19 protein-coding genes are annotated in these 23,432 nt (G+C 68.7%); 15 read left to right on the top strand and 4 right to left on the bottom strand.

What is annotated here, in order from left to right; all coding sequences use genetic code 11:
• Positions 1-2: 2 nt before the first annotated feature.
• The 6 genes from arnD to V6W80_RS23045 are packed head-to-tail and all read left to right on the top strand — an operon-like array spanning position 3 to position 6,336.
• Positions 3-884 carry a 4-deoxy-4-formamido-L-arabinose-phosphoundecaprenol deformylase gene (gene arnD / locus V6W80_RS23070; RefSeq protein WP_338547498.1) on the top strand — a complete coding sequence of 294 codons (882 nt, stop codon included), beginning with the start codon at positions 3-5 and terminating at the stop codon, positions 882-884.
• A complete protein-coding gene (gene arnT, locus V6W80_RS23065; protein WP_338545460.1) occupies positions 881-2,524 on the top strand; it encodes a lipid IV(A) 4-amino-4-deoxy-L-arabinosyltransferase in 1,644 nt (547 codons plus the stop codon). Before arnD ends, arnT begins: the two co-directional genes overlap by 4 nt.
• Positions 2,521-2,862 (top strand): EamA family transporter, encoded by a 342-nt coding sequence (locus V6W80_RS23060; RefSeq protein ID WP_184289557.1) that lies wholly within the window; start codon positions 2,521-2,523, stop codon positions 2,860-2,862. The genes arnT and V6W80_RS23060 overlap by 4 nt, the downstream gene beginning before the upstream one ends.
• Positions 2,859-3,260 (top strand): 4-amino-4-deoxy-L-arabinose-phosphoundecaprenol flippase subunit ArnF, encoded by a 402-nt coding sequence (gene arnF, locus V6W80_RS23055; protein ID WP_059316670.1) that lies wholly within the window; start codon positions 2,859-2,861, stop codon positions 3,258-3,260. Before V6W80_RS23060 ends, arnF begins: the two co-directional genes overlap by 4 nt.
• The gene (locus V6W80_RS23050) at positions 3,257-4,654 is read left to right on the top strand and encodes a UDP-glucose dehydrogenase family protein (protein ID WP_068384545.1); all 1,398 of its coding nucleotides are present in this window, start codon (positions 3,257-3,259) and stop codon (positions 4,652-4,654) included. The genes arnF and V6W80_RS23050 overlap by 4 nt, the downstream gene beginning before the upstream one ends.
• The gene (locus tag V6W80_RS23045) at positions 4,654-6,336 is read left to right on the top strand and encodes a glycosyltransferase family 39 protein (RefSeq protein WP_338545459.1); all 1,683 of its coding nucleotides are present in this window, start codon (positions 4,654-4,656) and stop codon (positions 6,334-6,336) included. The genes V6W80_RS23050 and V6W80_RS23045 overlap by 1 nt, the downstream gene beginning before the upstream one ends.
• A 176-nt stretch (positions 6,337-6,512) precedes the next feature.
• Here the strand turns inward: V6W80_RS23045 and V6W80_RS23040 are convergent, their stop codons facing one another.
• The 3 genes from V6W80_RS23040 to V6W80_RS23030 all read right to left on the bottom strand — a co-directional run bounded on the left by V6W80_RS23040 (position 6,513) and on the right by V6W80_RS23030 (position 9,979).
• A complete protein-coding gene (locus V6W80_RS23040; protein ID WP_338545458.1) occupies positions 6,513-7,379 on the bottom strand; it encodes a hypothetical protein in 867 nt (288 codons plus the stop codon).
• A gap of 102 nt (positions 7,380-7,481) precedes the next feature.
• Complete coding sequence (locus tag V6W80_RS23035; protein ID WP_338545457.1) at positions 7,482-8,669, bottom strand: M20 aminoacylase family protein; 1,188 nt, start codon at positions 8,667-8,669, stop codon at positions 7,482-7,484.
• Between the two features lie 11 nt (positions 8,670-8,680).
• Positions 8,681-9,979, bottom strand: coding sequence for an MFS transporter (locus tag V6W80_RS23030; protein WP_338545456.1), 1,299 nt, complete (start codon positions 9,977-9,979; stop codon positions 8,681-8,683).
• Positions 9,980-10,245: 266 nt separating this feature from the next.
• Between V6W80_RS23030 and V6W80_RS23025 the strand changes: the two genes are divergently transcribed.
• The 7 genes from V6W80_RS23025 (at position 10,246) to V6W80_RS22995 (ending at position 19,077) form a co-directional block, all read left to right on the top strand.
• Positions 10,246-11,217: a PstS family phosphate ABC transporter substrate-binding protein gene (locus tag V6W80_RS23025; RefSeq protein ID WP_338545455.1), complete on the top strand. Its 972-nt coding sequence runs from the start codon at positions 10,246-10,248 to the stop codon at positions 11,215-11,217.
• A 94-nt stretch (positions 11,218-11,311) separates the two neighbouring features.
• Complete coding sequence (locus V6W80_RS23020) at positions 11,312-13,597, top strand: ABC transporter permease subunit (RefSeq protein ID WP_051226128.1); 2,286 nt, start codon at positions 11,312-11,314, stop codon at positions 13,595-13,597.
• Entirely contained in the window at positions 13,584-15,296 is a 1,713-nt protein-coding gene (gene pstA / locus V6W80_RS23015) for a phosphate ABC transporter permease PstA (protein WP_338545454.1), read from the top strand. Before V6W80_RS23020 ends, pstA begins: the two co-directional genes overlap by 14 nt.
• A 200-nt stretch (positions 15,297-15,496) precedes the next feature.
• Positions 15,497-16,324, top strand: a complete 828-nt coding sequence (gene pstB / locus V6W80_RS23010) for a phosphate ABC transporter ATP-binding protein PstB (RefSeq protein ID WP_017639283.1) — start codon at positions 15,497-15,499, stop codon at positions 16,322-16,324.
• 58 nt (positions 16,325-16,382) lie between these two features.
• Positions 16,383-17,108, top strand: a complete 726-nt coding sequence (phoU, locus tag V6W80_RS23005; protein WP_007161478.1) for a phosphate signaling complex protein PhoU — start codon at positions 16,383-16,385, stop codon at positions 17,106-17,108.
• A 72-nt stretch (positions 17,109-17,180) separates the two neighbouring features.
• Positions 17,181-18,101, top strand: coding sequence for a response regulator (locus V6W80_RS23000; RefSeq protein WP_338545453.1), 921 nt, complete (start codon positions 17,181-17,183; stop codon positions 18,099-18,101).
• 76 nt (positions 18,102-18,177) lie between these two features.
• Positions 18,178-19,077, top strand: coding sequence for a M23 family metallopeptidase (locus tag V6W80_RS22995; protein WP_338545452.1), 900 nt, complete (start codon positions 18,178-18,180; stop codon positions 19,075-19,077).
• Positions 19,078-19,291: 214 nt separating this feature from the next.
• Here the strand turns inward: V6W80_RS22995 and V6W80_RS22990 are convergent, their stop codons facing one another.
• Entirely contained in the window at positions 19,292-20,092 is an 801-nt protein-coding gene (locus V6W80_RS22990; RefSeq protein ID WP_026083646.1) for a helix-turn-helix transcriptional regulator, read from the bottom strand.
• 350 nt (positions 20,093-20,442) lie between these two features.
• On the opposite strand from V6W80_RS22990, the gene V6W80_RS22985 reads away from it, so the two are divergent.
• Positions 20,443-21,330: a M23 family metallopeptidase gene (locus tag V6W80_RS22985; RefSeq protein WP_017639287.1), complete on the top strand. Its 888-nt coding sequence runs from the start codon at positions 20,443-20,445 to the stop codon at positions 21,328-21,330.
• Positions 21,331-21,518: 188 nt separating this feature from the next.
• Entirely contained in the window at positions 21,519-23,420 is a 1,902-nt protein-coding gene (locus V6W80_RS22980) for a sensor domain-containing diguanylate cyclase (RefSeq protein ID WP_338545451.1), read from the top strand.
• The last annotated feature ends 12 nt before the right edge of the window (positions 23,421-23,432 follow it).

Here is a 23,432-nt window from a genome sequence, read left to right as displayed (position 1 = left end):
TGATCCCGGCCAGCCTGCGCATCGACGTGGACACCTATCGCGGCACCCGCGAAGGAGTACCGCGGCTGCTCGACCTGCTGGACGAAGCCGGGGTCAAGGCCAGCTTCTTCTTCAGCGTCGGACCGGACAACATGGGCCGCCACCTCTGGCGCCTGGTGAAGCCCACCTTCCTGTGGAAGATGCTCAGATCCAAGGCCGCCAGCCTCTATGGCTGGGACATCCTGCTGGCCGGCACCGCCTGGCCGGGTCGCCCCATCGGCCGCGACCTCGGTCACTTGATGCGCGAGACCCGCGCCCGCGGCCACGAGGTCGGGCTGCATGCCTGGGACCACCACGCCTGGCAGGCCCATACCGGCAGCTGGAGCCTGGAGCGCCTGGGCGCCGAATTCGGCCGTGGCCTGCAGGCTCTGGAAGACATCCTCGGTGACAAGGTGGACTGCTCCGCCGCCGCCGGCTGGCGCGCCGATCCGCGCGTGGTGCTGGCCAAGGAAGCCTTCGGCCTCAGGTACAACAGCGATTGCCGCGGCAGTGCGCTGTTCCGCCCGCGGCTGGGCAACGGCGGCCACGGCACCCCCCAGGTGCCGGTGGACATGCCCACCTTCGACGAGGTGGTCGGCCCGGAGCTGGCCGCCGGTGACTGGAACGACTATCTGCTCAAGCGCTTCCGTCCGGGGGCGCTCAACGTCTACACCCTGCACGCCGAGGTGGAAGGCATCGCCTTCGCCGAGGACTTCCGCGCCCTGCTCAAGGCGGCGCGGGAGGAGGACGTCCTGTTCCTGACCCTGGGCGACCGCCTGCCGGCCGATCCGCGCCAGTTGCCCGCGGGCAATCTGGTGCGGGGCAGCCTGGCCGGACGCCAGGGCTGGCTGGGCGTGCAGGCATGAGTCGGCGACGCCTGTGGATGCTGCTGCCGCTGGCGCTGCTGGCCTATGCCTTGCCGCTGGCCTGGCGTGGCCTGTGGATCCCGGACGAGTCGCGCTATGCGCAGATCGCCCAGGAACTCTGGCGGCGTGGCGACTGGGTGGTACCGCACTTCCTCGGCTTGCCCTATTTCGAGAAACCCATCGGCGGCTACTGGACCCAGGCCATCGCCCAGGCCTGGCTCGGTGATTCGCTGTTCAGCGTACGCCTGGTGCCGCTGCTGGCCAGTCTCGCCACCGCCGCCCTGGTGGCGCGCCTGACCCGGCTGATCTGGCAGGACCGCCCGCTGGCGCTGCTTGCCGGGGTGGTCTATCTCTCCTGCGTGGCCGTGGCGGGTCTGGCCACCTACGTCACCCTCGACGCCCAGTTCGCCTTCTGGATGGCCCTGGCGCTGCTCGCCCTCTGGCAGGCCCAGGCCGCCGCGACCCGCGGCGCGGCCCTGGCCCAGTGGGCGCTGCTGGGACTGGCCTGTGGCTGCGGCCTGCTGACCAAGGGCTTTCTCGCCCTGGTGCTGCCGGTGCTGGTGGCCGTGCCCTTCTTCCTCCTGCAGCGGCGCCTGGGCGAGTTGCTCTGCCGCGGTCCGCTGGCGGTGCTGGTGGCGATCCTGGTGGTCGCCCCCTGGGCGCTGCTGGTGGCCCAGCGCGATGCGGACTTCTGGAATTTCTTCTTCTGGCACGAGCACATCCAGCGTTTCGCCGGCCAGGATGCCCAGCACGAGCGGCCGTTCTGGTTCTATGGCCCGGTGCTGCTGCTGGCCATCCTGCCCTGGGCCGGCCTGCTGCCACGTACCTTGGGCCGGACCTGGCAGGAGCGCCGCCATGCTGGTACCGCCTTCCTCGGCATCGCCGTGGTCGGCCAGTTGCTGTTCTTCAGCTTCAGCCGCGGCAAGCTGCCCACCTACCTGCTGCCGACCCTGGCCGCCCTGGTGCCGCTGCTGGCGCGCACCCTGCTGGAGGCGGGCCGCCGCGGCGCCACCGGCGCCCTTCGCCTGAACGGCCTGTGCAATCTGTTGCTGGGCCTGGCCGGCGTTGCCGCCCTGCTGATCTATGGCGGTCGCCTCTATGAAAGCGGCGAAGGCCTGACCCGTGCCCTGGCCCTGCTGGCGCCCCTGGCGCTGCTGCTGGCCGGTCTGGCCGCCCTGGTCTGGCCGCGGCGCACCCTGCTGGCGCCGGCCCTGGCGCTCTGGGTGCTGCTGCCGCTGCTGTCCATCGCCCTGCCCAACAGCCTGGTCGACAACAAGCTGCCGAGCAGCTTCATCCAGGCCCAGCTCGGCCACTTCAAGAATGCCGGCCTGCTGGTCAGCAACGACCTCGGCGTGGCCGCCAGCCTGGCCTGGGCCACTCACCGCGACGACGTGGTGCTGGTGGGCGGTCCGGGCGAGCTCAAGTACGGCTTCGCCCGCGAGCCGGCCAGTGGTCGCCTGATCGAAGAGCGCGACCTGGCCGCCTGGCTCGCCGCCCATCGCGACCAGGGTCCGGTGGCCATCCTCTTGCGGGTCGACGGTCCCAGCGATCGCCAGCTGCTCGACAGCCTGCCCGAGCCCGGCGAGAGCATCGCCAGCGAGCGCCTGGTGCTGCTGGTCTATCCGAGGCCGACACCATGACCGCCCTCGACGGCCTGCTGATCGCCGTGGTGATCGGCCTCACCTGCGCCGGCCAACTGGGCCAGAAGCGCGCGGTGGCCGCCGGCAACGCCCTGGCCGCACGACTGCGCTCGCCCTGGCTGTGGGGCGCGCTGGTCTGCCTGGGCCTGGCCCTGCTGGTCTGGTGCGCGGTGCTGCAGCGGGTGCCGGTGGGCGTCGCCTATCCCTTGCTCTCGCTCAACACCCTGGCGGTGACCCTGCTGGCCCGGCTGGTGTTCGGCGAGGCGGTGGACGCCCGCGCCTGGTGCGGCTGCCTGTGCATCGTCGCCGGCGCCGCCCTGCTGGGGGGCCAGCTATGAACGGCCTGTTCCCGCTTGGCCTGAGCATCCTGCTCACCACCCTCGCGCAACTCTCGCTGCGCGCCGCCCTGGTGCGGCTGCCGGCGATGGCCACGTGGCTGAGCACGCCGTCGGCGCTGTTCGGCGCGGCCGGTCTGCTGCTGGCCCTGGGCATCCTCTGCTATGGCCTGTCGCTGCTGGCCTGGCTGGCGGCCCTGGCGCGCCTGCCGCTGGGTCGCGCCTATGCGGCGCTCGGCCTCTCCTATGTGTTCGTCCACCTCGGCGCGGCCTGGCTGCCAGGCGCCGCCGAATCCTTCACCCCCTGGAAAACCCTGGGCGTCGCGCTGGTCGTGGCCGGCGTCGCCCTTGTCGGCGGGCCCCGCGCCAGCGCCACTCCCACCTTGAGGAATACCCTATGAACATCAGCGTTTTCGGCATCGGCTACGTGGGTCTGGTGCAGGCCGCCGTGCTGGCGGAAGTCGGCCACCAGGTGGTGTGCATGGACATCGACCGCGCCAAGATCGACAAGCTCAAGCGTGGCGAGGTGACCCTCTATGAACCGGGTCTGGAAGAGCTGGTGCGCAGCAACCTGGCCGCCGGTCGCCTGGTGTTCACCCACGAGGCCGCCGAGGCCGTGGCCCATGGCGCCGTGCAGTTCATCGCCGTGGGCACCCCGCCGGCCGCCGATGGCTCGGCCGATCTGTCCGCCGTCTTCGCCGTGGCCGAGACCATCGCCCGCCTGCGCCGCGAGCCGCTGATCGGCCAGCCGGTCTCCCGCGATCCGCTCTTGGTGGTGAACAAGTCCACCGTGCCGGTGGGCACCGGCGACCGCGTCCGCGCGCTGATCCACGAGGTGCTCGCCGAAGAGGGTCGCACCCTGCACGTGGAGGTGGTCTCCAACCCGGAATTCCTCAAGGAAGGCGCCGCCATCGCCGACTGCAAGAAGCCCGATCGCATCGTGGTGGGCACCGATTCGCCGGTGGCCCGCGACCTGATGCGCGAACTCTATGCGCCCTTCAACCGCAACCATGACCGCATCCAGTGCATGGACCTGCGCAGCGCCGAGCTGGCCAAGTACGCCGCCAACAGCCTCTTGGCGGTCAAGATCAGCTTCATCAACCAGATCGCCGAACTCGCCGAGCACGTCGGCGCCGACATCGAGGCGGTGCGCCAGGCCATCGGCGCCGATCCGCGCATCGGCCACCACTTCATCTACCCGGGCTGCGGCTACGGCGGCTCCTGCTTCCCCAAAGACCTGCAGGCGCTGATCCGCACCGGCGAGGAAAATGCCGTGGAGCTGGATCTGCTGCGCGCCGTGGAGGCCATCAACGTGCGCCAGAAGACCAAGCTGTTCGAGCGCATCAACACCTACTTCGACGGTGACCTGCGCGGCCGCACCTTCGCCCTCTGGGGGCTGGCCTTCAAACCCAACACCGACGACATGCGCGATGCGCCCAGCCGGGTGCTGATGGAGGCCCTCTGGGCGGCCGGTGCCAAGGTGCGCGCCTTCGATCCGGTGGCCATGGCCGAGGCCCAGCGCCTCTATGGCCATGACGAACGCCTGGCGCTGATGGGTACCCCCGAGGCGGCCCTGGCCGGGGCCGATGCCCTGGTCATCTGCACCGAGTGGCAACAGTTCAAGGCGCCGGACTTCGATCTGATCGCCCGCCAGCTCAACCAGCCGCTGATCTTCGACGGGCGCAACCTGTTCGATCCCGAGCGCATGGAGCGCCGCGGCATCGAATACTTCGCCATCGGGCGTGGCGCCGCCCTGGGCGGTCCTCAGGTCACCCGCCGCGTGGATGCCGCCTGATGGTCTCGCCCATGCCCCTGACCCCACGCAGCGCGCCCCTCTACGCGCTGCCGGCGGCCAGTCGCCTGCGCCGTGAAAGCCTGCTGCTCGGGGTGGTCGCCACCCTGATGTTCACCCTCGGCATCTGGAACCAGGCGCCCCAGGGCTTCGACGGTCGCTGGGCGGTCTTCCTCGGCGAGATGTTTCGCCATGGCCCGTCCTTTTTCGCCACCACCTACGGCCAGCCCTATCCGGACTATCCCGGCACCGCCACCTGGCTGAGCTGGCTAGCGGCCAAGGCGCTCGGCGCGCCCAATCACCTGGCCAACGTGCTGCCCACCGCCCTGGCCTCGGCCGCGGTGCTGGCGCTGACCTATCGGCTGCTGGCCGACACCCGCCGTGCCTGGGCACTGCTCACGGTGCTGCTGGTGGCCCTGACCCCGCAATGGCTGGAAAAGGCCCGCGCGGTCTGCCTGGACCAGCTGGTCGCCCTGGTGGTGCTGCTCTGCTTCTACCTGCTCCATAGCGCCGACCGCGACGGCCGCCCGCTGCGCCGCCTGCTGGTGCTGCCGCTGTTCGCCCTGGGCTTCGCCATCCGCGGCCCGCTGGGGCTGATCGAGCCCTGTGGCGTGGTCTGCCTCTACTGGCTGGTGGTCGCCTGGGGCGAGCCGGCGCGGCGCACCCTCGCCCTGCAGCGCCTCTTTGGCTATGGCCTGGCCGGTCTCGCCTTGCTCGCCCTGGGCTGGTGGACGCTGATCCAGCTGGCCCATCACGAGGGCGGGGCGGACTTCGCCGCCGAGGTCTGGCACATGCAGGTCACCGGCCGGCTGGACGAGAGCGGCAAGCCGTTCTGGTTCTATCTGCAACTAGGTCTGTATCGCTATCTGCCGGTGCTGCCCCTGGCGCTGCTGGTGCTGATCGCCGAGCGCCGCCGCCTGCTGACCTGGCCGCACACCGCCCAGCGCCGCCTGCTGCTGGGCCTCGCCGGGAGCGGTCTGCTGATCCTGGTCGGACTGTCCATCCCGCACTTCAAGCGCGCCTACTATGTGGTGCCCATGGTGCCTTTCCTGGCCGCCATCGCCGCCCATGGCCTGCTGCGTGCGGAGAGCTGGTTCCGCCGGGTCGCGCCGCTCTACGCGACGCTGGTGCTGGCGCTGCCAGGGCTCGCCCTGATCGCCATGCTGGTCTGTCGTCACCTCTGGCAGCGCCACGGCTACTGGCCGGACGTCTCCCTGGCGCTGCTGGTGCCGGCCTTCGTCCTGCTGCAGATCGCCGCCCTGGTCGGCTGGCGGCGCCTGACCGGCAGTCGCCGGCTGCTTGCCCTGAGCGCCCTGGCGCTGGCCGCCCAATGGCTGATGCTGGTCACGGTGGTGGAGCCAGCCCAGGACCTGCAGTACGACACCCGCGGTTTCGTCCAGCAGGTGGAGGGTCTGCGTCAGCAGCAGCCGGGTCCGCTGGTGTTCTTCGGTCTCGGCCAGGACAGCTGGGCGATCCGCTACATGATGAACCTGGACCACGACGAGCAGCCGATCTTCATCGCCCGACCCCAGGTCGCGGACCTGGCGCACCTGCCGTCCGGTGCCTGGATCATCCTCGCCCGCGACGACCGTGAGCTGCTGGCGGGCACCCCGTTGGCCGACCTCACCCCAGTGCTGGGTCGCCGCCTCAACGGCAACCCCTGCCTGGTGTATCGCCTGCCCTGAGGCCCCCCGGAGCCGACTTAGAGCCTGTTCATAATCTCGCGAGCTAGAGCCAAACAAGGCGAAAAGGCTTGAGGAAGCAGAGTTTACAGATCGTAAATGAGCATTCCGACCGGGCTGGCGACCCAGGGCCTTTTCAACGTAGTTTGGCCGACGCGCAGCAGATTATGAGCAGACTCTTAGCGAGCGGCTCCGGCTTCTCGCGACAATTCCAGGATGCGGTTGCGCCCCTGCTCGGCGACCAGATAATGGCCGTCGCCGCGAGGGATCAGGGTCTGCGCCGAGCGCAGGTGCGAGATCACCGTGACCAGGCGACCGTCGGGCTGCACCAGCAGCACCCGGGCGCCGTGGGTGGCGTCTTCGGTGATCCACAGGCCGTCGGCCGAGCACTGCACGAAACCGGGGGCGTCGAGGCCCGTGGCGACCAGGGTGTCTGCACCCCCGGGTTGCCACTGCTTGACCCACCCCTTGGCCTTTTCGGTATAGAACAGCCGGCCATCCGGGCAGCGCGCCACCCCTTCGCCTTCTTCCAGGCCGTCGCGCAGCACCACCAGGCGGCGTTGCAGCGGGTCGTAGCTGAGCAGGCGACCGCGCGGCAGGTCCTCGATGGCGTAGAGGGTCTGGCCATCGGTGGCGACGCCCTCGACGTCGTTGCCGTCGAACAGGGCCTGGCGCTGGCCATCACGCAGGAGAAACACCGGCAGCGGCCCGCCTTCCTGGCTGACCACCAGACCGCCCTGGAACATCACCAGACCATCGGGCTTGGACAGCTCGCCCAGCACCGGCTGGCGCTCGCCCGTGGGCAGCAGCCGCAGCAGGCTGCCGCGGCGACTGGAAAATTCCTGGGTCACGAACAGGCTGCCATCGGCATCCAGGGCCAGGGCGCTGACCATGGGGATGTCGGCGGCGAATTCCCGATAGCGCCAGCCCTCGGCCGCACTGACCGGATGGAAATGCCGCCAGGCCGGATAGGCGAAACCCGCGGCTAGCACAACAACGCCCAGCGCCAGACCCTGGCGCCAGCCCAGGCGCGGAACACGACGCATGGCGATCTCTCTGTGGCTGAACGATGACCGGGCAGTCTAGCGGCCCGTGCGTGAAGAATCCGTCGCCGGCACCCTGGGTGAGGGGGCCGGCGGGGCGGGGCCTCAGGCGGTGAGGAAGGCCTCGGTCAGCTTGACCCAGTAGCGCGCGCCCACCGGCAGCAGGGCGTCGTTGAAGTCGTACGCCGGGTTGTGCAGGTTGGCGCTGGGCCCGTTGCCGACGAACAGGTAGCACCCGGGCACCTGTTGCAGCATGTAGGCGAAGTCCTCGCTGGCCGGGATGGGCGCGAAGGGATGCAGGGCGTCGGCGCCGAAATGGTCCACGGCCACCTGGCGGGCGAAGGCAGTGGGACCGTCGTGGTTGACCAGCACCGGATAGCCGCGCTGGTAGTCCAGTTCGGCGGTGGCGCCAAAGCTTTCCGCCTGGGCGCGCACCAGGGCGCCGATGCGCTGCTCCAGCAGGTCGCGGGTGCTGTCCTGGAAGGCGCGGATGGTCAGCTTCATCTCCACGGCGTCGGGGATGACGTTGGAGGCCTCGCCGCCGTGGATGCTGCCCACGGTGACCACCGCCGTATCCAGCGGCGCCACGTTGCGCGAGACCACCGTCTGCAGCGCCATGACCGTGGCCGCGCTGGCGACGATGGGGTCGACGGCCTTGTCCGGCACCGCGCCGTGGCCGCCCTGGCCGCGGATGCGCAGCAGGGCGGTGTCGGAGGAGGCCATGGCGGCGCCGTCGACGAAGCAGAACTTGCCGGTGGGCACGCCAGGCATGTTGTGCAGGCCGAACACCTGGTCGCAGGGGAACAGCTCGAAGAGGCCGTCCTGCATCATCTTCAGGGCGCCGCCCAGGCCTTCCTCGGCCGGCTGGAAGATCAGGTGCAGGGTGCCGTCGAAGGCGCGGGTCTCGGCCAGGCAGCGGGCGGCGGTGAGCAGGGTGGTGGTGTGGCCGTCGTGACCGCAGGCGTGCATGCGCCCCGGGTGCTGGCTGGCGTAGTCGAGGCCGGTGGTCTCCAGGATCGGCAGGGCGTCCATGTCGGCGCGGATGCCCAGCACCTTGCTGCCGCTGCCGCTGCCGGCGCGCAGGGTGCCGACCACCCCGGTGCCGCCCAGGCCGCGATGGACTTCGTAGCCCCAGCCCGAGAGGGCGGCGGCCACCAGGTCGCTGGTGCGCTGTTCCTGGTAACCCAGTTCGGGATGGCGGTGGATGTCGCGGCGCAGGGCGACCATGTCCGGCAGGTAGCCGGCGATATGACGGGCGGTGGCGTCTTGATCCGCAGCAGTGGCAAGGCTCATGGCGATCTCTCTCAATCCAGGTGGCGTTCGGGATAGCTCAGCAGTGCCAGCCATCCTATCAGCAGCATGACGATCAGGTACCAGGCCGGGGCGAGCGGGCTGCCGGTGGCCTCGATCAGCCAGGTGGCGATGAACTGGGCGGTGCCGCCGAACAGGGTCACCGCCAGGGCGTAGGTCATGGCCAGTCCCGTGGCGCGCACCGGCCGCGGCAGGCCGGCGAGGATCAGCAGCAGCCCGGCGGTCATGTTGACGCTCATGGCGGTGATCACCACGAAGCGGGCGGCGAAGGCCAGGCCCTGGGTGGTGGGGTCGTTCAGCCAGACGAAGGCCGGGTAGATGCCCAGCAGGGCCACCGCCAGGCTGACCAGGGCCACCGGCTTGTAGCGACCGAAGCGATCCAGCAGCAGCCCGGCGGCCAGGGCGGCGGCCATCTGCACGGCGCTGGAGGCCACCCCGGCCAGGTAGGCGCTGGTGGCCGGCAGGCCGACGATACGGGTCATGTAGGTGGGCATGTAGAACTGCATCAGGTAGGTCAGCAGGGTTGCCGACATCACGATCAACAGGCCCAGGCCGAAGCGCCGCGGATGCTCGCGCAGGAAGGCACGCACCGGACCGCCTTCGACCGTGCCGGCGCCGCTCCAGGTCTCGTCCACCTGGCGGCGGATATAGAGGCCGACCGGGATGATCAGCAAGCCGACCAGGAAGGGGATGCGCCAGCCCCAGGCGTGCAGCTCGGCCTCGGACAGGCTGCGGGTGAGCAGGGCGCCCAGACCGGCGCCGAGCAGGGCGCTGCCGCCCTGGCTGATCACCTGCCAGCTGACATGGAAGCCGCGCCGGCCGGGGCTGGCCGATTCCAGCAGCAGGGTGGTGGCGGCGCCGATCTCGCCGCCGGCGGAAAAGCCCTGCAGCAGGCGCCCCAGCAGCAGGATCAGCGGCGCGGCGATGCCGATCTGGGCGTGGGTCGGGGTAAAGGCGATCAGGGCGCTGCCCAGGCCCATCAGCGAAATGGTCAGCAGCATGGCCTGCTTGCGCCCGTGGCGATCGGCATAGGCGCCCAGCACCATGCTGCCCAGGGGGCGCATGACGAAGCCGACGCCAAAGACCCCGACCGCCATCAGCAAGGAGCCATAGGGGGTGTCCGAGGGGAAATAGAGCTGGCCGATGATGGCGGCGAAAAAGCTGAAGACGGTGAAGTCGAACATCTCCAGGCCGTTGCCGAGACTGGCCGCGGCGATCAGCTTGGCGCGCGAGGGCGGGGCGGTGGTTGCCTGAGCGGCCGGGGTGGAGGACGTCGGAAGAGCCTGGGCCATGGTGCGTTCCTCTGCACTGAGATGAATGCTTAGCTGTGCAAATGTTGGTCCGGTCCATCAAGGCCGCCAGCGAGAGCGATCAGGGCAGGTCCGGAGGCCAGGCCTGCGCCAGGGTGGTGCAGCGCAGGTCCTCTTGCAGCCTAGTCGAACCCGCCACCCTGGCTGGCGATCTCTCATAAATCCGTCACAATGCCCGGCTAAAGTGCCAGGTCGCGTCTGAGCGTCGCCGGCCCAGGCCCGTCTCCCATCCCCGCGAGGAATCCGGTATGGACATCAAAGGTCCGCTGACCGCTGTGGCGCTCGCCCTGGCGCTAGGTGGCACGACCGCTCGGGCCGAGGGCGTCGACCCGGCCATCCCCGACTACCAGAAGGTGAGCGGAATCTCCGGCAATCTGTCGAGCGTGGGCTCCGACACCCTGGCCAACCTGGTGACGCTCTGGGCCGAGAGCTACAAGCGCCAGTATCCCAATCTCAATATCCAGATCCAGGCGGCCGGCTCGTCCACCGCGCCACCAGCGCTCACCGAAGGCACCGCCAGCATCGGCCCCATGAGTCGAAAGATGAAGGACGCCGAGCTGCAGGCCTTCGAGCAGCGCTTCGGCTACCCGCCCACCGCGGTGCCGGTGGCCATCGATGCCCTGGCGATCTTCGTCAACAAGGACAATCCCCTGCGGCAGCTGACCCTGGAGCAGGTCGATGCGATCTTTTCCAGCACCCGGCTGTGCGGCGGTCCGCACGAGATCAAGACCTGGGGCGACCTGGGCCTGACCGGTGACTGGGCCAAGCGCCCGATCCAGAGATTCGGCCGCAATGCGGTATCGGGCACCTACGGCTACTTCAAGGAAGCGGCGCTGTGCCGTGGCGACTTCCGCGCCAACGTCAACGAGCAGCCCGGCTCGGCCTCGGTGGTCCAGGCCATCAGCCAGTCGCTGGGTGGCATCGGCTACTCCGGTATCGGCTACCAGACCGCCAGTGTCCACACCCTGGCGCTGGCCCGGCAAGGCACCACCGACTACGTCGAGGACAACCAGGAAAACACCCTGTCCGGGCGCTATCCGCTGGCGCGTTATCTCTATGTCTATGTCAACAAGGCGCCGAACCGCCCGCTCAATCCCCTGGAAGGGGAATTCCTGCGCCTGATCCTCTCGCGCAACGGTCAGGAGGCCGTAGTCAAGGACGGCTATATTCCCCTACCGGCCCCCGTGGTGCAGCAGGCGCTGAAGACGCTGGGTTACTGAGCGGCCGGCGCTCAACGCCCGCACTGGGCGGAGCGCCCCTGGCCGCTCATTCGCTGTAACCTTTCTGTCACACGACGTGATTAGGCTCTGCGCCATGAAATCCCCGGTACCTCCGTCCCCGCCCGATCCTCGCGGCCCTGCTCGGCTGGACTTCAACACGCCTGCACTGCGTCGGCGGCGACGTTGGCGGGCGCTGCAGGATCGACTGGTACGGGGCTCGGTGCTGGCCGGCGGCCTGGCCGTGCTGGCCACCATCACCCTGATCTTCTTCTATCTGGCCTATGTGGTGCTGCCGTTGCTGCGCGGTGCCAGTCTCGAAGCCGAGCCGCTGCCGCAACCCGCTTGGCTGGCAACGGCCGGGGCGCCGCTGCTGTTGGGTGTCGACGAACAGAATCGCCTCGGCCTGCACCTCTCCCAGGGCGGCGAAGCGACGTTCTTTACCCTGGCCGACGGCCAGCCGGTCATCCGCGAGCGCCTGCCGTTGCCGCCTGGCGTCACCATCAGCAGCCAGGCCCAGGATGCCCCCCGTGGGCTGATCGCCCTGGGTCTGTCCGATGGTCGCGTGCTGGTGGCGCACAAGCGCTATGTTTCCCGCTATCCCCAGGGCGAGCGGGTCATCACCCCTGAACTGGACTTCCCCTACGGGCGCGAGCCCCTGGACCTGGGCGCGCCACGCGCGGCCCTGGAGCGGGTCGCCATCGCTGGCGACGAGGACCTGCTGGTGCTGGCCGGGGCCCAGGGCAACCGGGTGACAGCCCTGCGTCTCGGCGGGTTGGCGACTCCGGTGACCGGCGACCAGGCCACGCCGGTCCGCACCTCGATCACCCTCGGGCCGCTCAATGCCGCGGTCAAGGCCATTCACCTCGATCCTCGCGGCCGCTGGCTCTATGCCCTCAATGGCCGCGCCCAGGCGGATGTCTTCGACCTGCATGACGGCAGTCTCAACGGCCACTACAAGCTGCTCGATGCCGCCGACAACGAGGTCACCGCCAGCGCCCAGCTGCTGGGCGGCGTATCGCTGCTGGTGGGTACCGCCAAGGGTGGCGTCAGTCAGTGGTTCATGGTCCGCGGCCAGGATGGCGAACCGGTGCTGAGGCATATCCGCGATTTCCAACTAGGCACGGCGCCCATCGTCCAGCTGGTGCCCGAGCAGCGGCGCAAAGGCTTCGTCGCGCTGGATGCCGCCGGTGAACTCGGGGTCTTCCACAGCACCGCCGGGCGCACCCTGCTGCGTGAGCAGCTCGCCCCCGCCGCCGGGGTGCTGGCGCTGTCGCCGCGCGCCGACCGGCTGCTGCTGGAAGAGAACGGTCGGCTGCTCGGCTTCCGCCTGGATAATCCGCACCCGGAAGTCTCCTGGTCGGCGCTCTGGGGCAAGGTCTGGTACGAGAATTACGAAGCACCGGCGCGGGTCTGGCAGTCCAGCGCCGCCACCGCGGACTTCGAACCCAAGCTGAGCCTGGCGCCGCTGACCTTCGGCACCCTCAAGGCGGCCTTCTACGCGATGCTGTTCGCCGCGCCCCTGGCCATTGCCGCAGCGATCTATACCGCCTACTTCATGGCGCCGCGCATGAGGCGCACGGTCAAGCCGGTCATCGAGCTGATGGAGGCCCTGCCCACGGTGATCCTTGGCTTTTTCGCCGGGTTGTTCCTGGCGCCCTTCGTGGAAAACCACCTGCCCGGGCTGTTCAGCCTGCTGTTGCTCCTGCCGCTGGCCATCCTCGCCGCGGGCTTTGGCTGGTCGCGCCTGCCGCTCACGCTACGCGAGCGGATCCCGGAAGGCTGGGAAAGCCTGCTGCTGTTGCCGGTGGTGCTGCTGACCACCGCCCTGGCGCTATGGCTCAGCCCCTCGCTGGAAGGGCTGCTGTTCGCCGGCGACCTGCGCCTCTGGCTGAGCCAGGAGCTGGGCATCGCCTATGACCAGCGCAACGCCCTGATCATCGGGCTGGCCATGGGCTTCGCCGTCATCCCCAACATCTTCTCCATCGCCGAGGATGCCATCTACAGCGTGCCACGCAGCCTGACCCTGGGCTCCCTGGCGCTGGGCGCCACCCCCTGGCAGACCCTGACGCGGGTGGTGCTGCTCACCGCCAGCCCGGGCATCTTCTCGGCGCTGATGATCGGCCTGGGCCGCGCCGTCGGCGAGACCATGATCGTGCTCATGGCCACCGGCAACACCCCGATTATGGATGCCAACCTGTTCGAGGGCATGCGCACCCTGGCGGCCAATATCGCCGTAGAGATGCCCGAATCCGAGGTGGGCGGCACCCATTACCGGCTGCTGTTCCTGGCCGCGCTGGTGCTGCTCAGCTTCACCTTCCTGATGAACACCCTGGCCGAACTGATCCGCCAGCGGCTGAGGAAAAACTATGCGGCCCTCTAGCACCGGCGCGCCGCAGCGGCAGGGCGTTGGACGGCGGCGCTCCCTGGGCGTCTGGCTGCGTGGCGGCGCGCCCGGGGTCTGGCTCAGCGGCGGCGCCGTGGCCATCGCCGTGCTCATGACCCTGGGCCTGATCGGCATCCTCGCCGTGCGCGGCCTGGCGCATTTCTGGCCGGCCGAGGTGGTGCAGGCGCGCTACACGCCGCCGGGCCTGGAAGCGCGCCTGGTGCTCGGCCAGGTGGTGGAACAGGAGACGATCCCGGCCGAGCGGCTGCGCAGCGCCGGGATAGCCCTGCCGCCGGACAGTGGCGAAACCCTGACCCGCGAACTCTTCAAGCTGGGCAATCGCGATCTCTATGGCAGCGACTTCGTCTGGCTGGTCGGCGACTGGCTGCAGGATCGCCAGACCCCGGCCGACGCCCTGGTGCTGGAGCGCCGCGAATGGGGCAACTTCTACGGCTATGCGCTGGAAGTGCGCGAAGAGGGACGCCAGGTGGCCAAGGGCGCCGCGGCGGTGCCCGAACTGCAGCGCCGCCTGCTGCGCACCCGCGACCTGAGCGAGCGCCTGGAGCGCCTGGAAAAGCAGGACATCGGCGGCGTCAATCATGCCCTGGAGCGGCTGCGCCTGGAGGGCCGCGGCCTGGAGCTGGACGGGCGTCTCGACGCCACCGCCCAGGCCGACCTCGCCGCCCGCCGCGCCGAGCTCGAAGCCCGTTACGGCGAGCTGGAAGACCAGTTGGCCAGCCTGCGCCAGGAGCGCCGCCGCGACAGCGTGGTGCTGCGCGACGTCGAGGGCCGCACCCTGGAACTCAATCTCGCCCGCATCGTGCGCGCCTATCAGCCCAACGCCATGGGCCTGGGCGCCAAGCTCGGCTTCTATGGCAGCAAGCTGTGGGAATTCCTCAGCGCCGATCCGCGCGAGGCCAATACCGAGGGCGGGGTCTTCCCGGCCATCTTCGGCACCGTGATGATGACCCTGCTGATGGCGGTGATCGTCACCCCCTTTGGCGTCATCGCCGCCATCTACCTACGCGAGTACGCCCGCCAGGGCCCGCTGACCCGTACCATCCGCATCGCGGTCAACAACCTCGCCGGGGTGCCGGCCATCGTCTATGGCGTCTTTGGCCTGGGCTTCTTCGTCTATGTGCTGGGTGGCTCCCTGGACCAGCTGTTCTTCCGGGCCAGTCTGCCCACGCCGACCTTTGGCACCCCGGGGCTGCTGTGGGCCTCGCTGACCCTGGCGATCCTCGCCGTGCCGGTGGTGATCGTCGCCACCGAAGAGGGCCTGGCGCGCATTCCCCGTAGCATCCGCGAAGGCTCCCTGGCGCTGGGCGCGACCCAGGCCGAGACCCTGTGGAAGGTGGTGCTGCCGCTGGCCAGCCCGGCGCTGATGACCGGGCTGATCCTGGCCGTGGCCCGCGCCGCCGGCGAGGTGGCGCCACTGATGCTGGTGGGGGTGGTCAAGCTGGCGCCTTCGCTGCCGCTGGACGGCAACTATCCCTATCTGCACCTGGATCAGAAGATCATGCACCTGGGCTTCCACATCTATGACGTCGGCTTCCAGAGCCCCAACGTGGAAGCTGCCCGCCCGCTGGTCTACGCCACCGCCCTGCTGCTGGTGCTGGTGATCGCCGGGCTGAACCTGTCCGCCGTGTTCCTGCGCAACCGGCTGCGCGAAAAGTACCGGCTGCTGGAAGAATAGTATGGTGCTTCAGAAGTTAACTACACGATCTTGGCGGCGCTTTTTCGGCGTGGACGGCGTTGCCACTCCTCGCCATAGCCCTGCTATGACTCGTCGCGGCGCCTGGCCCCCATCGGAGCGCCGAACCGCCAAAAATCACTCGCCAAATCTCGTGCGAACTTCTGAAGCGCCATACTAGCGCCCGCGGCCGAGGAGACCCCATGCCTTCCGATTCCTCCATCTTCAGAACCGCCGCCGCCTACGCGGCCAGCGCCCAGCCTGCGGCGAGCGAAGGTGGTGTGGCCCTGTCGGTGCCACGGCTCAATCTGTTCTACGGCAAGAAGCAGGTCTTGCAGGACATCGCCCTGGAGATCCCGCGCCAGCGCGTCACCGCCTTCATCGGCCCCAGCGGCTGCGGCAAGTCGACCCTGCTGCGCTGCTTCAATCGCCTGAACGACCTGGTGGAAGACTGCCGCATCGACGGCGAGATCCTGCTCGATGGGCAGAACATCTATGCCCGCGGCACCGAGATCGCCGAGCTGCGGCGGCGGGTGGGCATGGTGTTCCAGAAGCCCAATCCCTTTCCCAAGAGCATCTACGAGAACGTGGTCTACGGCCTGCGCATCCAGGGCATCAAGCAGAAGCGGGTGCTCGACGAGGCGGTGGAGTGGGCGCTGCACGGCGCGGCGCTGTGGGACGAGGTCAAGGATCGCCTGCACGAGTCGGCCCTGGGCCTCTCGGGTGGCCAGCAGCAGCGCCTGGTGATCGCCCGCACCATCGCCGTGCAACCCGATGTGCTCCTGCTCGACGAACCCTGCTCGGCGCTGGATCCCATCTCCACCCTCAAGGTGGAAGAGCTGATCCACGAACTGAAACAGCGCTACACCATCGTCATCGTCACCCACAACATGCAGCAGGCGGCGCGGGTGTCCGACTACACCGCCTTCATGTACTTGGGCCAGTTGGTCGAGCACGGCGACACCGACACCCTCTTCACCAATCCCGCGAAGCGGCAGACCGAAGACTACATCACCGGCCGCTACGGCTAGTTCCAGGCAGGCCGGTGCCCCACCCGGCGACTCGATCCTCTCAGGCAGGACTGACAGCATGATCAACAAAGAAGGCCACACGCAGCACATCTCCCAGCAATACAACGTCGAACTGGAAGAGGTCCGCAGTCACCTGCTGGCCATGGGCGGTCTGGTGGAAAAGCAGGTCAGCGACGCCGTGCGCGCGGTGATCGACGCCGATGCCGGCCTGGCGCGCCAGGTACGCACCATCGATGACCAGATCGACATCATGGAACGTGGCATCGACGAGGAATGCCTGCGCATCCTCGCCCGTCGTCAGCCGGCGGCCTCCGACCTGCGCCTGATCATCAGCATCTCCAAGTCGGTGATCGACCTGGAGCGCATCGGCGACGAAGCCTCCAAGATCGCCCGCCGCGCCATCGAGCTGACCGAGGACGGCGAGGCCCCGCGCGGCTACGTCGAGGTTCGCCACATCGGCGAGCAGGTGCGCAAGATGGTCCATCAGGCGCTGGACGCCTTCGCCCGCTTCGACGCCGAGCTGGCCCTCTCGGTGGCCCAGTACGACAAGCTGATCGACCGTGAATACAAGTCCGCGCTGCGCGAACTGGCTACCTACATGATGGAAGATCCGCGCTCCATCTCGCGGGTGCTGAGCATCATCTGGGTATTGCGTTCCCTGGAGCGGGTCGGCGACCACGCGCGCAACATCGCCGAGCTGGTGATCTACCTGGTCCAGGGCACCGACGTACGGCACATGGGCCTCAAGCGCATGGCCGAAGAGGTCAATCGGTCGCGCGAATGATCCGCCCGGTCACTCCCCGGGTGGCGCTGCGGAGCCGCCTGCTATGCTGGAAGACTTGGCATGGAGTGACCGATGAGCAAGTTGAACGTACTGGTGGTGGATGATGCGCCCTTCATTCGTGATCTGATCAAGAAGGGTCTGCGCAATCTGTTTCCCGGGCTCGTGGTGGACGAGGCGGCCGATGGTCGCCGCGCCCAGACGATGCTCGGCAAGCAGCGTTTCGACCTCATCCTCTGCGACTGGGAAATGCCCGGCATGACCGGTCTGGAGTTGCTGTCCTGGTTTCGTGCCCAGCCGGACCACCAGGGCGTGCCCTTCATCATGGTCACCAGCCGCGGCGACAAGGAAAACGTCGTCCAGGCCATCCAGGCCGGCGTGTCCGACTACATGGGCAAGCCCTTCTCCAACGAGCAACTGGCGGCCAAGGTCAAGAAGGCCCTGCAGCGCACCGGCAAGCTCGCCGAGTTGCAGGCCGGCGCCCAGCCGCGCCCGGCCACCGGCTTCGCCAATGACTCCCTCGGCGCCCTGACCGCCGGTCGCAGCGACGTGGTCCAGCCCGCCGCAGCACCGGTCGCGGCGCCAGCCGCTTCCTCCAGTGCCGCTCTGCTCACCGGCGCCGCGCCGCCGGCACCTGCCCGCGGCAAGGCGGCCGCCAATTTCGGCCAGGGTCAGCTGCGCCTGCCCAACGCCAGCATGGCCTGCCTGATCAAGGCCATCAGCCTCAAGGAGGCCCTGCTGGTGGTCCGCCGCGGCGATCCGCTGCCGCAGATCCTGGAAACCGCCGTGCTCGACCTGGAGCAGGGCGAAGACGGCAACGACGTGGCGCGCCTCAACGGCTATCTGCATTCCCTCGCCGCGGTGGAAGCGACGCCGGCCAGCGAATGGGTGCAGGTCAACTTCCGCTTCATCGACCGTGACCCGGTCAAGCTCGACTACCTGTCGCGGCTGATCGCCAAGGGCACCGCCCAGCGGCACTACGTGCCGGGCGCCTAGAGAGGGCGACGCCATGAGGGGGCTGGCACGGAGACTGCTTCGCGCTCAGGTATCGCGGATTTCTGACGCCCTGCCCATGCCCCTTGCCCGTCACCTGCTGCTGCTGTCGTTGGCCCTTGCGGGTCCCGCCCTGGCGGCGCCCATCTACAAGTACGTCGATGCCAATGGCGTGGTCACCTACACCGACAAGGCGCAGAAGGGCGCCAAGGTGATGACCTTCAGCGACGACCCCATCGAGCGGCTGGACCAGCGGGTCAAGTTGCAGCCGCGGCACTATGCCGGCGGCACGGTGCTTGAGGTGCGCAACGACAGCTTTCTGCCGGTGACCGTCACCCTGCGCCTGTCGGCGCTGCAGAACGTCAGCGGGGTGGGCGAGGCGCCGATCCGCAAGGTCCTGCCGGCGCGCAGCCTGACCCGCCTGGCGACCCTGATCGCGCCGGATCCCAGTCGTCCGCAGCGCTACACCCCCCAGCTCACCACCCTGATGGGCAGTGCCACCCCGGTCTTCGCCTCCGGTTTCGCCTATCCGCTGCCCTGGCTGGGCGGGCCCTTCAACGTTAGCCAGGGCGCCGGCGGTGGTTTCAGCCACAACACGCCCAAGAGTCGCTATGCGGTGGACATCGCCATGCCCGAGGGAACGCCCATCGTGGTCTCGCGCGCCGGCCAGGTGGTGGAGGTGGAGAACGCTCAGGACGGTCGCGGCAACCACCCCTCCGGCAACTTCGTGCGCATCCTCCACGACGACGGCACCATGAGCGTCTACCTGCACTTGCAGCGCGGTTCGATCAAGGTCACCGAGGGTCAGTGGGTACGCACCGGCCAGGCCCTGGCCGCTTCAGGCAACACCGGGCGCAGCACCGGGCCGCACCTGCACTTCGTGGTCCAGCGCAACACCGGCGAGGCGGTCGAGTCCATTCCCTTCCGCTTCGCCCAGGCGGTGGACAGCTTGCCCAACTTCGCCGTCGGCGGACCTTGAGAGCCTGTCAAAGGCTGCTGCGCGTCGGTCGAACGGCGTTGAAAAGCCCCTGGAAGGCCAGCCCCGCCTGGACGGCCCCGTCGCCATGCTCATTTACCATCGGTAAACCCGAGCGCGGGTCCGATCCGCTTCCTCAGGCCTCTTCGTGGGTCGCCTAGGCGTTGTTTGGCTCTGGCTCGCGAGCCTTTGAGCAGGCTCTTACCCTCGTCCAGTTTCAGCCCTGGGCGTCGAGGTACTCGCTCGGCGACACTCCCAGCACCCGGCGAAACATCCGGGTAAAGGCCGAGGGCGAAGCGTAGCCGAGATCCAGGGCCACACGGGTCACCGGCTCGCCGGCGGCCAGCCGCGGCAGGGCCAGCATCAGCCGGGTGTGCTGGCGCCAGGTGGAAAAGCTGGTGCCGGTTTCCTTGAGGAACAGTCGGGCCAGGCTGCGCGAGCAGAGGTGCAACTGCTGCGCCCAGGTCGCCAGGGCCGTATCGTTGGCCGGATCGGCGTGCAGCGTGGTCTGGATGGTCTGCAGCCGGCGATCGGCCAGCGCCGGCAGGTGCAGGGCCGTCTCTTCGAGAAACACCAGTTCCGCCAGCATCAGCGCCCGCACATGGCTGCCCAGCTCGGCCTCGCCATAGGAGGTGCCGCCGCGCCGCAGGCAACGCAGCAATTCGCGCAGCAGCGGCGAGATGAGCACCATGCGGGTGGCCGCCTCGGGGCAGGGCAGGCCGCTCGGCAATTCGATGATCACCACCTGCAGGGTGGCCTCGCCGTTGGCCCGCGCCTGGTGCTCGACGCGGGGCGGAATCCAGATCGCCTGCTTGGGCGGAACGTACCAGACCCCTTCGTGGGTGGTGACCTCCAGCACGCCGTTGACCGTGTACATCAGGTGCGCCTGATCGTGCACATGCGGCGGCCACGCCTGGCCGTGGGCGAAGGTGCCAAGCTGGGATACCAGCGGCCCGGCGGGCGGGATAGGCGCATCCGCAGCCACGCTTCGCGTCGGGTCGATTGTCTGTTCCTGCATAGCGGCTGTCCGTTTCGGTTGGGCAGGGTCAAGGTGCCAGGACCTAACCTGCAGCACTATGGCCGGAGCATTGGGCGCGCCCAAGGGGCGATCCCCCTGCACGCCGAAAACCTGCCTCTTGCGGGAGTGTCGCACAGAACACCCGCCGCTTGGCTGACCTGCCTGAACCATCAGGCCTGTATTTGAACTACCGTCCGATCGGTGGCAGCGTGGCACAGGGATTTGAGTGCCACGCTTTTTTATTCGCGACGATGCTTTGCCAGCGGCTTCACAAAGCCGCGGTTTGACCATCGCCCGCCTCGCGCGGCTTTGTTAGGTTCTGTCCTTGCCCATCATGGTGGCCCTATGCCATGGACCGACGCCTGACCGCCCTGATCACCTGCCTGACCCTCGCCCTGGCCGTGCCTGCCGTTGCGCCGGCTGCCGAAAAGGCGACCCTGACCAAGACCTCCGCCAAGAGCCCGGCTCGCAAGGGGCAGGTCAAGCTCAAGGTCCGCAACGGCAGCGAAGGTCGCATCTTCGAAGTCCGCAACGATTTCGACGTGCCCGTGCGCGTCGAACTGCGCCTGCAACGCACCGTCAACGTGGCCGGTGCCGAGCGCCCGATCCGCCAGGTCATCGAGCCGCGCTCCACGGTGCAGCTGGCGGTGATCCGCAAGCGCCAGCAGGGCTTTCCCATGCACTTCGACCAGGCCTTCAGCTACAGTCCGCAGCTGCCGGTCGGCACCCTGCCGTCGCTGGCGACGAATGTCGCGGGTGGTGCCGACAACGGCATCGGCTATGGTTACGCCTGGCCCTGGCGGCAAGGGGTCTACTACGTGACCCAGGGCGCTGGGGGCGATTTCAGCCACAACACGCCCAAGGGGCGCTATGCGGTGGACATCGCCATGCCCGAGGGCACGCCGATCAGCGCCGCTCGCGCCGGCACGGTGATCGACGTCGAAAACGGCCAGTTCGGCCATGGTCCCAACCCCTCCGGCAACTTCGTGCGCATCGCCCACGAGGACGGCAGCCAGAGCGCCTACCTGCACCTGCGCCGCGGTTCGGTCAAGGTACGACCCGGGGAGCGGGTGGAGATCGGCACGCCCCTGGCGGAGTCAGGCAACACCGGTCGCAGCACCGGTCCCCATCTGCATTTCGTCGTCCAGGCCCACACGGGCGGTGAAATGGTCTCCATTCCCTTCCGTTTCGTGCGGCCGCTGGCGGCCCTGCCCAACATGGCGCTGGGCGACCGCTGAGTCCGCGCTTCAGGGCGTTCCAGACAGGCTGACGCCACCGGGCCCATCCAGGGCCCAGGCACCCTGTCGCCTGTAGAAATCCCTTGGCAGGACCAGGCTTGGTGGCGTTATGCTATCACCACGCTATTTCCTCCAGGGCGCGGGCTCTACCGCGGCCTTTCCTTCCTTCAGGCTATGGATGCCGCCCTATGAAAGGATTCCTGGCCGCCCTGTGCGCCGGTGGGCGCAATCGGGCTTTGCACCTGCTGGTCCTGTTGCTGATCGCCCTCGACGGTCAGGCGCAGGTGCTGCGCCTCGACGATCCGGCGCGCAGTTACGATCCCCGACCGGCACTGGAGATTCTCAAGGCGCCCGCCAGTCTGACCTTTGCCGAGGCAGCCGCGCGCCCAAGCGGTGGCGAGGACGGCTGGCATGCGCCCGATGAACTGGAAATGCTGCTCCATGACGGCCGCCAGGGCCTCTGGCTGCGCTTTGCCATCCAGAGTCGCGACGACCAGGCCTGGTGGCTGATTCCGACCTGGCCGGTGCTGGATCGCCTGGACCTGCGCACCCGCGGAGCCGATGGTCGCTGGAGCCCGCTGCAGCGCAGCGGCCTGGCGCTGCCGGCGACGCAACGGGCGCTGCCCGGGCGCCAGCTGATGTTCGCCCTGGCGCCGACCGCCGGCGCCGTGGAGGAGGTCTACCTGCGGCTGGATTCGCGGGAGACCTTTATCCTGCCGCTGCGCCTGGTCACCCCGGCCACCTATCTGCGCGAGGCCCAGCAGGATGCCTGGCTGGTCGGCAGCTTCTTTGGCTGCCTGATCACCATCCTGCTGCTGACCCTCACGCTGTGGGGTTTCGGCCGCCGCTCGGGTTTTGGCTGGTATGCCCTCTATCTGCTCAGCGTCATCGGCTATCAGGCGGTCACCAGCGGCTATGGCGCCTGGCAACTCTGGCCGGAGAGCCCGGCCTTCGCCCTGCGTGCGCACCTGGCCTTCGCCGCCCTGTGCTTTCTGAGTGGCGGGTTGTTCGTGCGCTATCTGCTCAGTCTCTATCACGGCGGCCGCTGGATCGACTTTGGCAATCGTCTGCTGATCGGCTACTGGAATGTGGCGCTGGTCGTCACGCTGATCTGGCCGCACCTGCTGAGCTTCCAGGAAATGCTCGGCATGATGGCGCTGAGTTGCCTGGGCCTGCTGGGCACCACCACCTACCTGGCGCTGCGCGGCAGCCGCATGGCGTTGTGGTTCAGCGCCGCCTGGGCCCTGCTGTTGCTGGGCAGCGCGATCCAGCTGCTGGCTGTGGCCGGCTGGCTGGCCGCCGACAGTCCGGCTTTCCATGGGCAGATAGCCGGTTTCACCCTGGGCTTCGTGATGCTGTCGCTGGGGCTTACCGAGGGCCTGAGTCTGCAGCGGCGGGCGCGAATCGAGGCCCAACGGCAGGCCCTGGAAGCCTCCAGCGCCCTGGCCCGCGAGCGCGAAGCCTCCTTTGTCGAGCTGGAATTGCGGGTGGCGCTGCGCACCGTGGAGTTGCAGCAGGCCAAGGCCAGCCTCGAGCGGCTGAATCGCGAGCTCTTGCACCAGAGCCAGACCGATTCCCTGACCGGGCTCGGCAATCGCCGGCATTTCGAGCGGGTCTTCCAACAGGAGATCCGCCGCGCCATCCGTGCCGAACTGCCGCTGGCGGTGCTGCTGGTGGACCTTGATCACTTCAAGGCGGTCAACGACACCCATGGCCACACCCTGGGCGACGAATGCCTGAGGTGCGTGGCCGAGGTGTTGCGCCAGCACGTCCAGCGCGCGGGGGAGGTGGCGGCGCGCTATGGCGGCGAGGAATTCGTCATCGCCTTGCCCGGCAGCGACCGGGCGGCGGCCGAGCTCCTGGCCGAGCGTATCCGCCAGGAGGTGGCGGGGCTGGAGTTGCAGACCGAGCAGGGGCGCTTGCGACCGTCGGTCAGCATCGGTGTCGCGGTGAGCGTGCCGAGCAATCTCGAGCACGGCCTGGGCCTGCTGGAAGACGCCGACCGGGCGCTCTATGCAGCCAAGCGAAATGGGCGCAATCGCGTCTGCCTGAGCGATGGTCTGCCGGAACTGGGCAGCGGACGCGGCTGAGGCCGCGTCGCC

The organism is Pseudomonas benzopyrenica (genome assembly GCF_036884265.1).
GTDB lineage: Bacteria > Pseudomonadota > Gammaproteobacteria > Pseudomonadales > Pseudomonadaceae > Chryseomonas > Chryseomonas benzopyrenica.
The sequence above is the reverse complement of the archived record's forward strand: the minus strand, read 5'-3'. Positions and strand labels throughout refer to the sequence as shown.

Excerpts from the sequence above, each read along its gene's own strand:
- arnT (WP_338545460.1), top strand. The coding sequence starts at position 881 with ATGAGTCGGCGACGCCTGTGGATGCTGCTGCCGCTGGCGCTGCTGGCC.
- V6W80_RS23060 (WP_184289557.1), top strand. The coding sequence starts at position 2,521 with ATGACCGCCCTCGACGGCCTGCTGATCGCCGTGGTGATCGGCCTCACC.
- V6W80_RS22990 (WP_026083646.1), bottom strand. The coding sequence starts at position 20,092 with ATGCAGGAACAGACAATCGACCCGACGCGAAGCGTGGCTGCGGATGCG.
- V6W80_RS23025 (WP_338545455.1), top strand. The coding sequence starts at position 10,246 with ATGGACATCAAAGGTCCGCTGACCGCTGTGGCGCTCGCCCTGGCGCTA.
- V6W80_RS22995 (WP_338545452.1), top strand. The coding sequence starts at position 18,178 with ATGCCCCTTGCCCGTCACCTGCTGCTGCTGTCGTTGGCCCTTGCGGGT.
- arnF (WP_059316670.1), top strand. The coding sequence starts at position 2,859 with ATGAACGGCCTGTTCCCGCTTGGCCTGAGCATCCTGCTCACCACCCTC.
- phoU (WP_007161478.1), top strand. The coding sequence starts at position 16,383 with ATGATCAACAAAGAAGGCCACACGCAGCACATCTCCCAGCAATACAAC.
- V6W80_RS23050 (WP_068384545.1), top strand. The coding sequence starts at position 3,257 with ATGAACATCAGCGTTTTCGGCATCGGCTACGTGGGTCTGGTGCAGGCC.
- V6W80_RS23035 (WP_338545457.1), bottom strand. The coding sequence starts at position 8,669 with ATGAGCCTTGCCACTGCTGCGGATCAAGACGCCACCGCCCGTCATATC.
- V6W80_RS22985 (WP_017639287.1), top strand. The coding sequence starts at position 20,443 with ATGGACCGACGCCTGACCGCCCTGATCACCTGCCTGACCCTCGCCCTG.
- V6W80_RS23045 (WP_338545459.1), top strand. The coding sequence starts at position 4,654 with ATGGTCTCGCCCATGCCCCTGACCCCACGCAGCGCGCCCCTCTACGCG.
- V6W80_RS22980 (WP_338545451.1), top strand. The coding sequence starts at position 21,519 with ATGAAAGGATTCCTGGCCGCCCTGTGCGCCGGTGGGCGCAATCGGGCT.
- pstB (WP_017639283.1), top strand. The coding sequence starts at position 15,497 with ATGCCTTCCGATTCCTCCATCTTCAGAACCGCCGCCGCCTACGCGGCC.
- V6W80_RS23030 (WP_338545456.1), bottom strand. The coding sequence starts at position 9,979 with ATGGCCCAGGCTCTTCCGACGTCCTCCACCCCGGCCGCTCAGGCAACC.
- V6W80_RS23020 (WP_051226128.1), top strand. The coding sequence starts at position 11,312 with ATGAAATCCCCGGTACCTCCGTCCCCGCCCGATCCTCGCGGCCCTGCT.
- V6W80_RS23040 (WP_338545458.1), bottom strand. The coding sequence starts at position 7,379 with ATGCGTCGTGTTCCGCGCCTGGGCTGGCGCCAGGGTCTGGCGCTGGGC.
- V6W80_RS23000 (WP_338545453.1), top strand. The coding sequence starts at position 17,181 with ATGAGCAAGTTGAACGTACTGGTGGTGGATGATGCGCCCTTCATTCGT.
- pstA (WP_338545454.1), top strand. The coding sequence starts at position 13,584 with ATGCGGCCCTCTAGCACCGGCGCGCCGCAGCGGCAGGGCGTTGGACGG.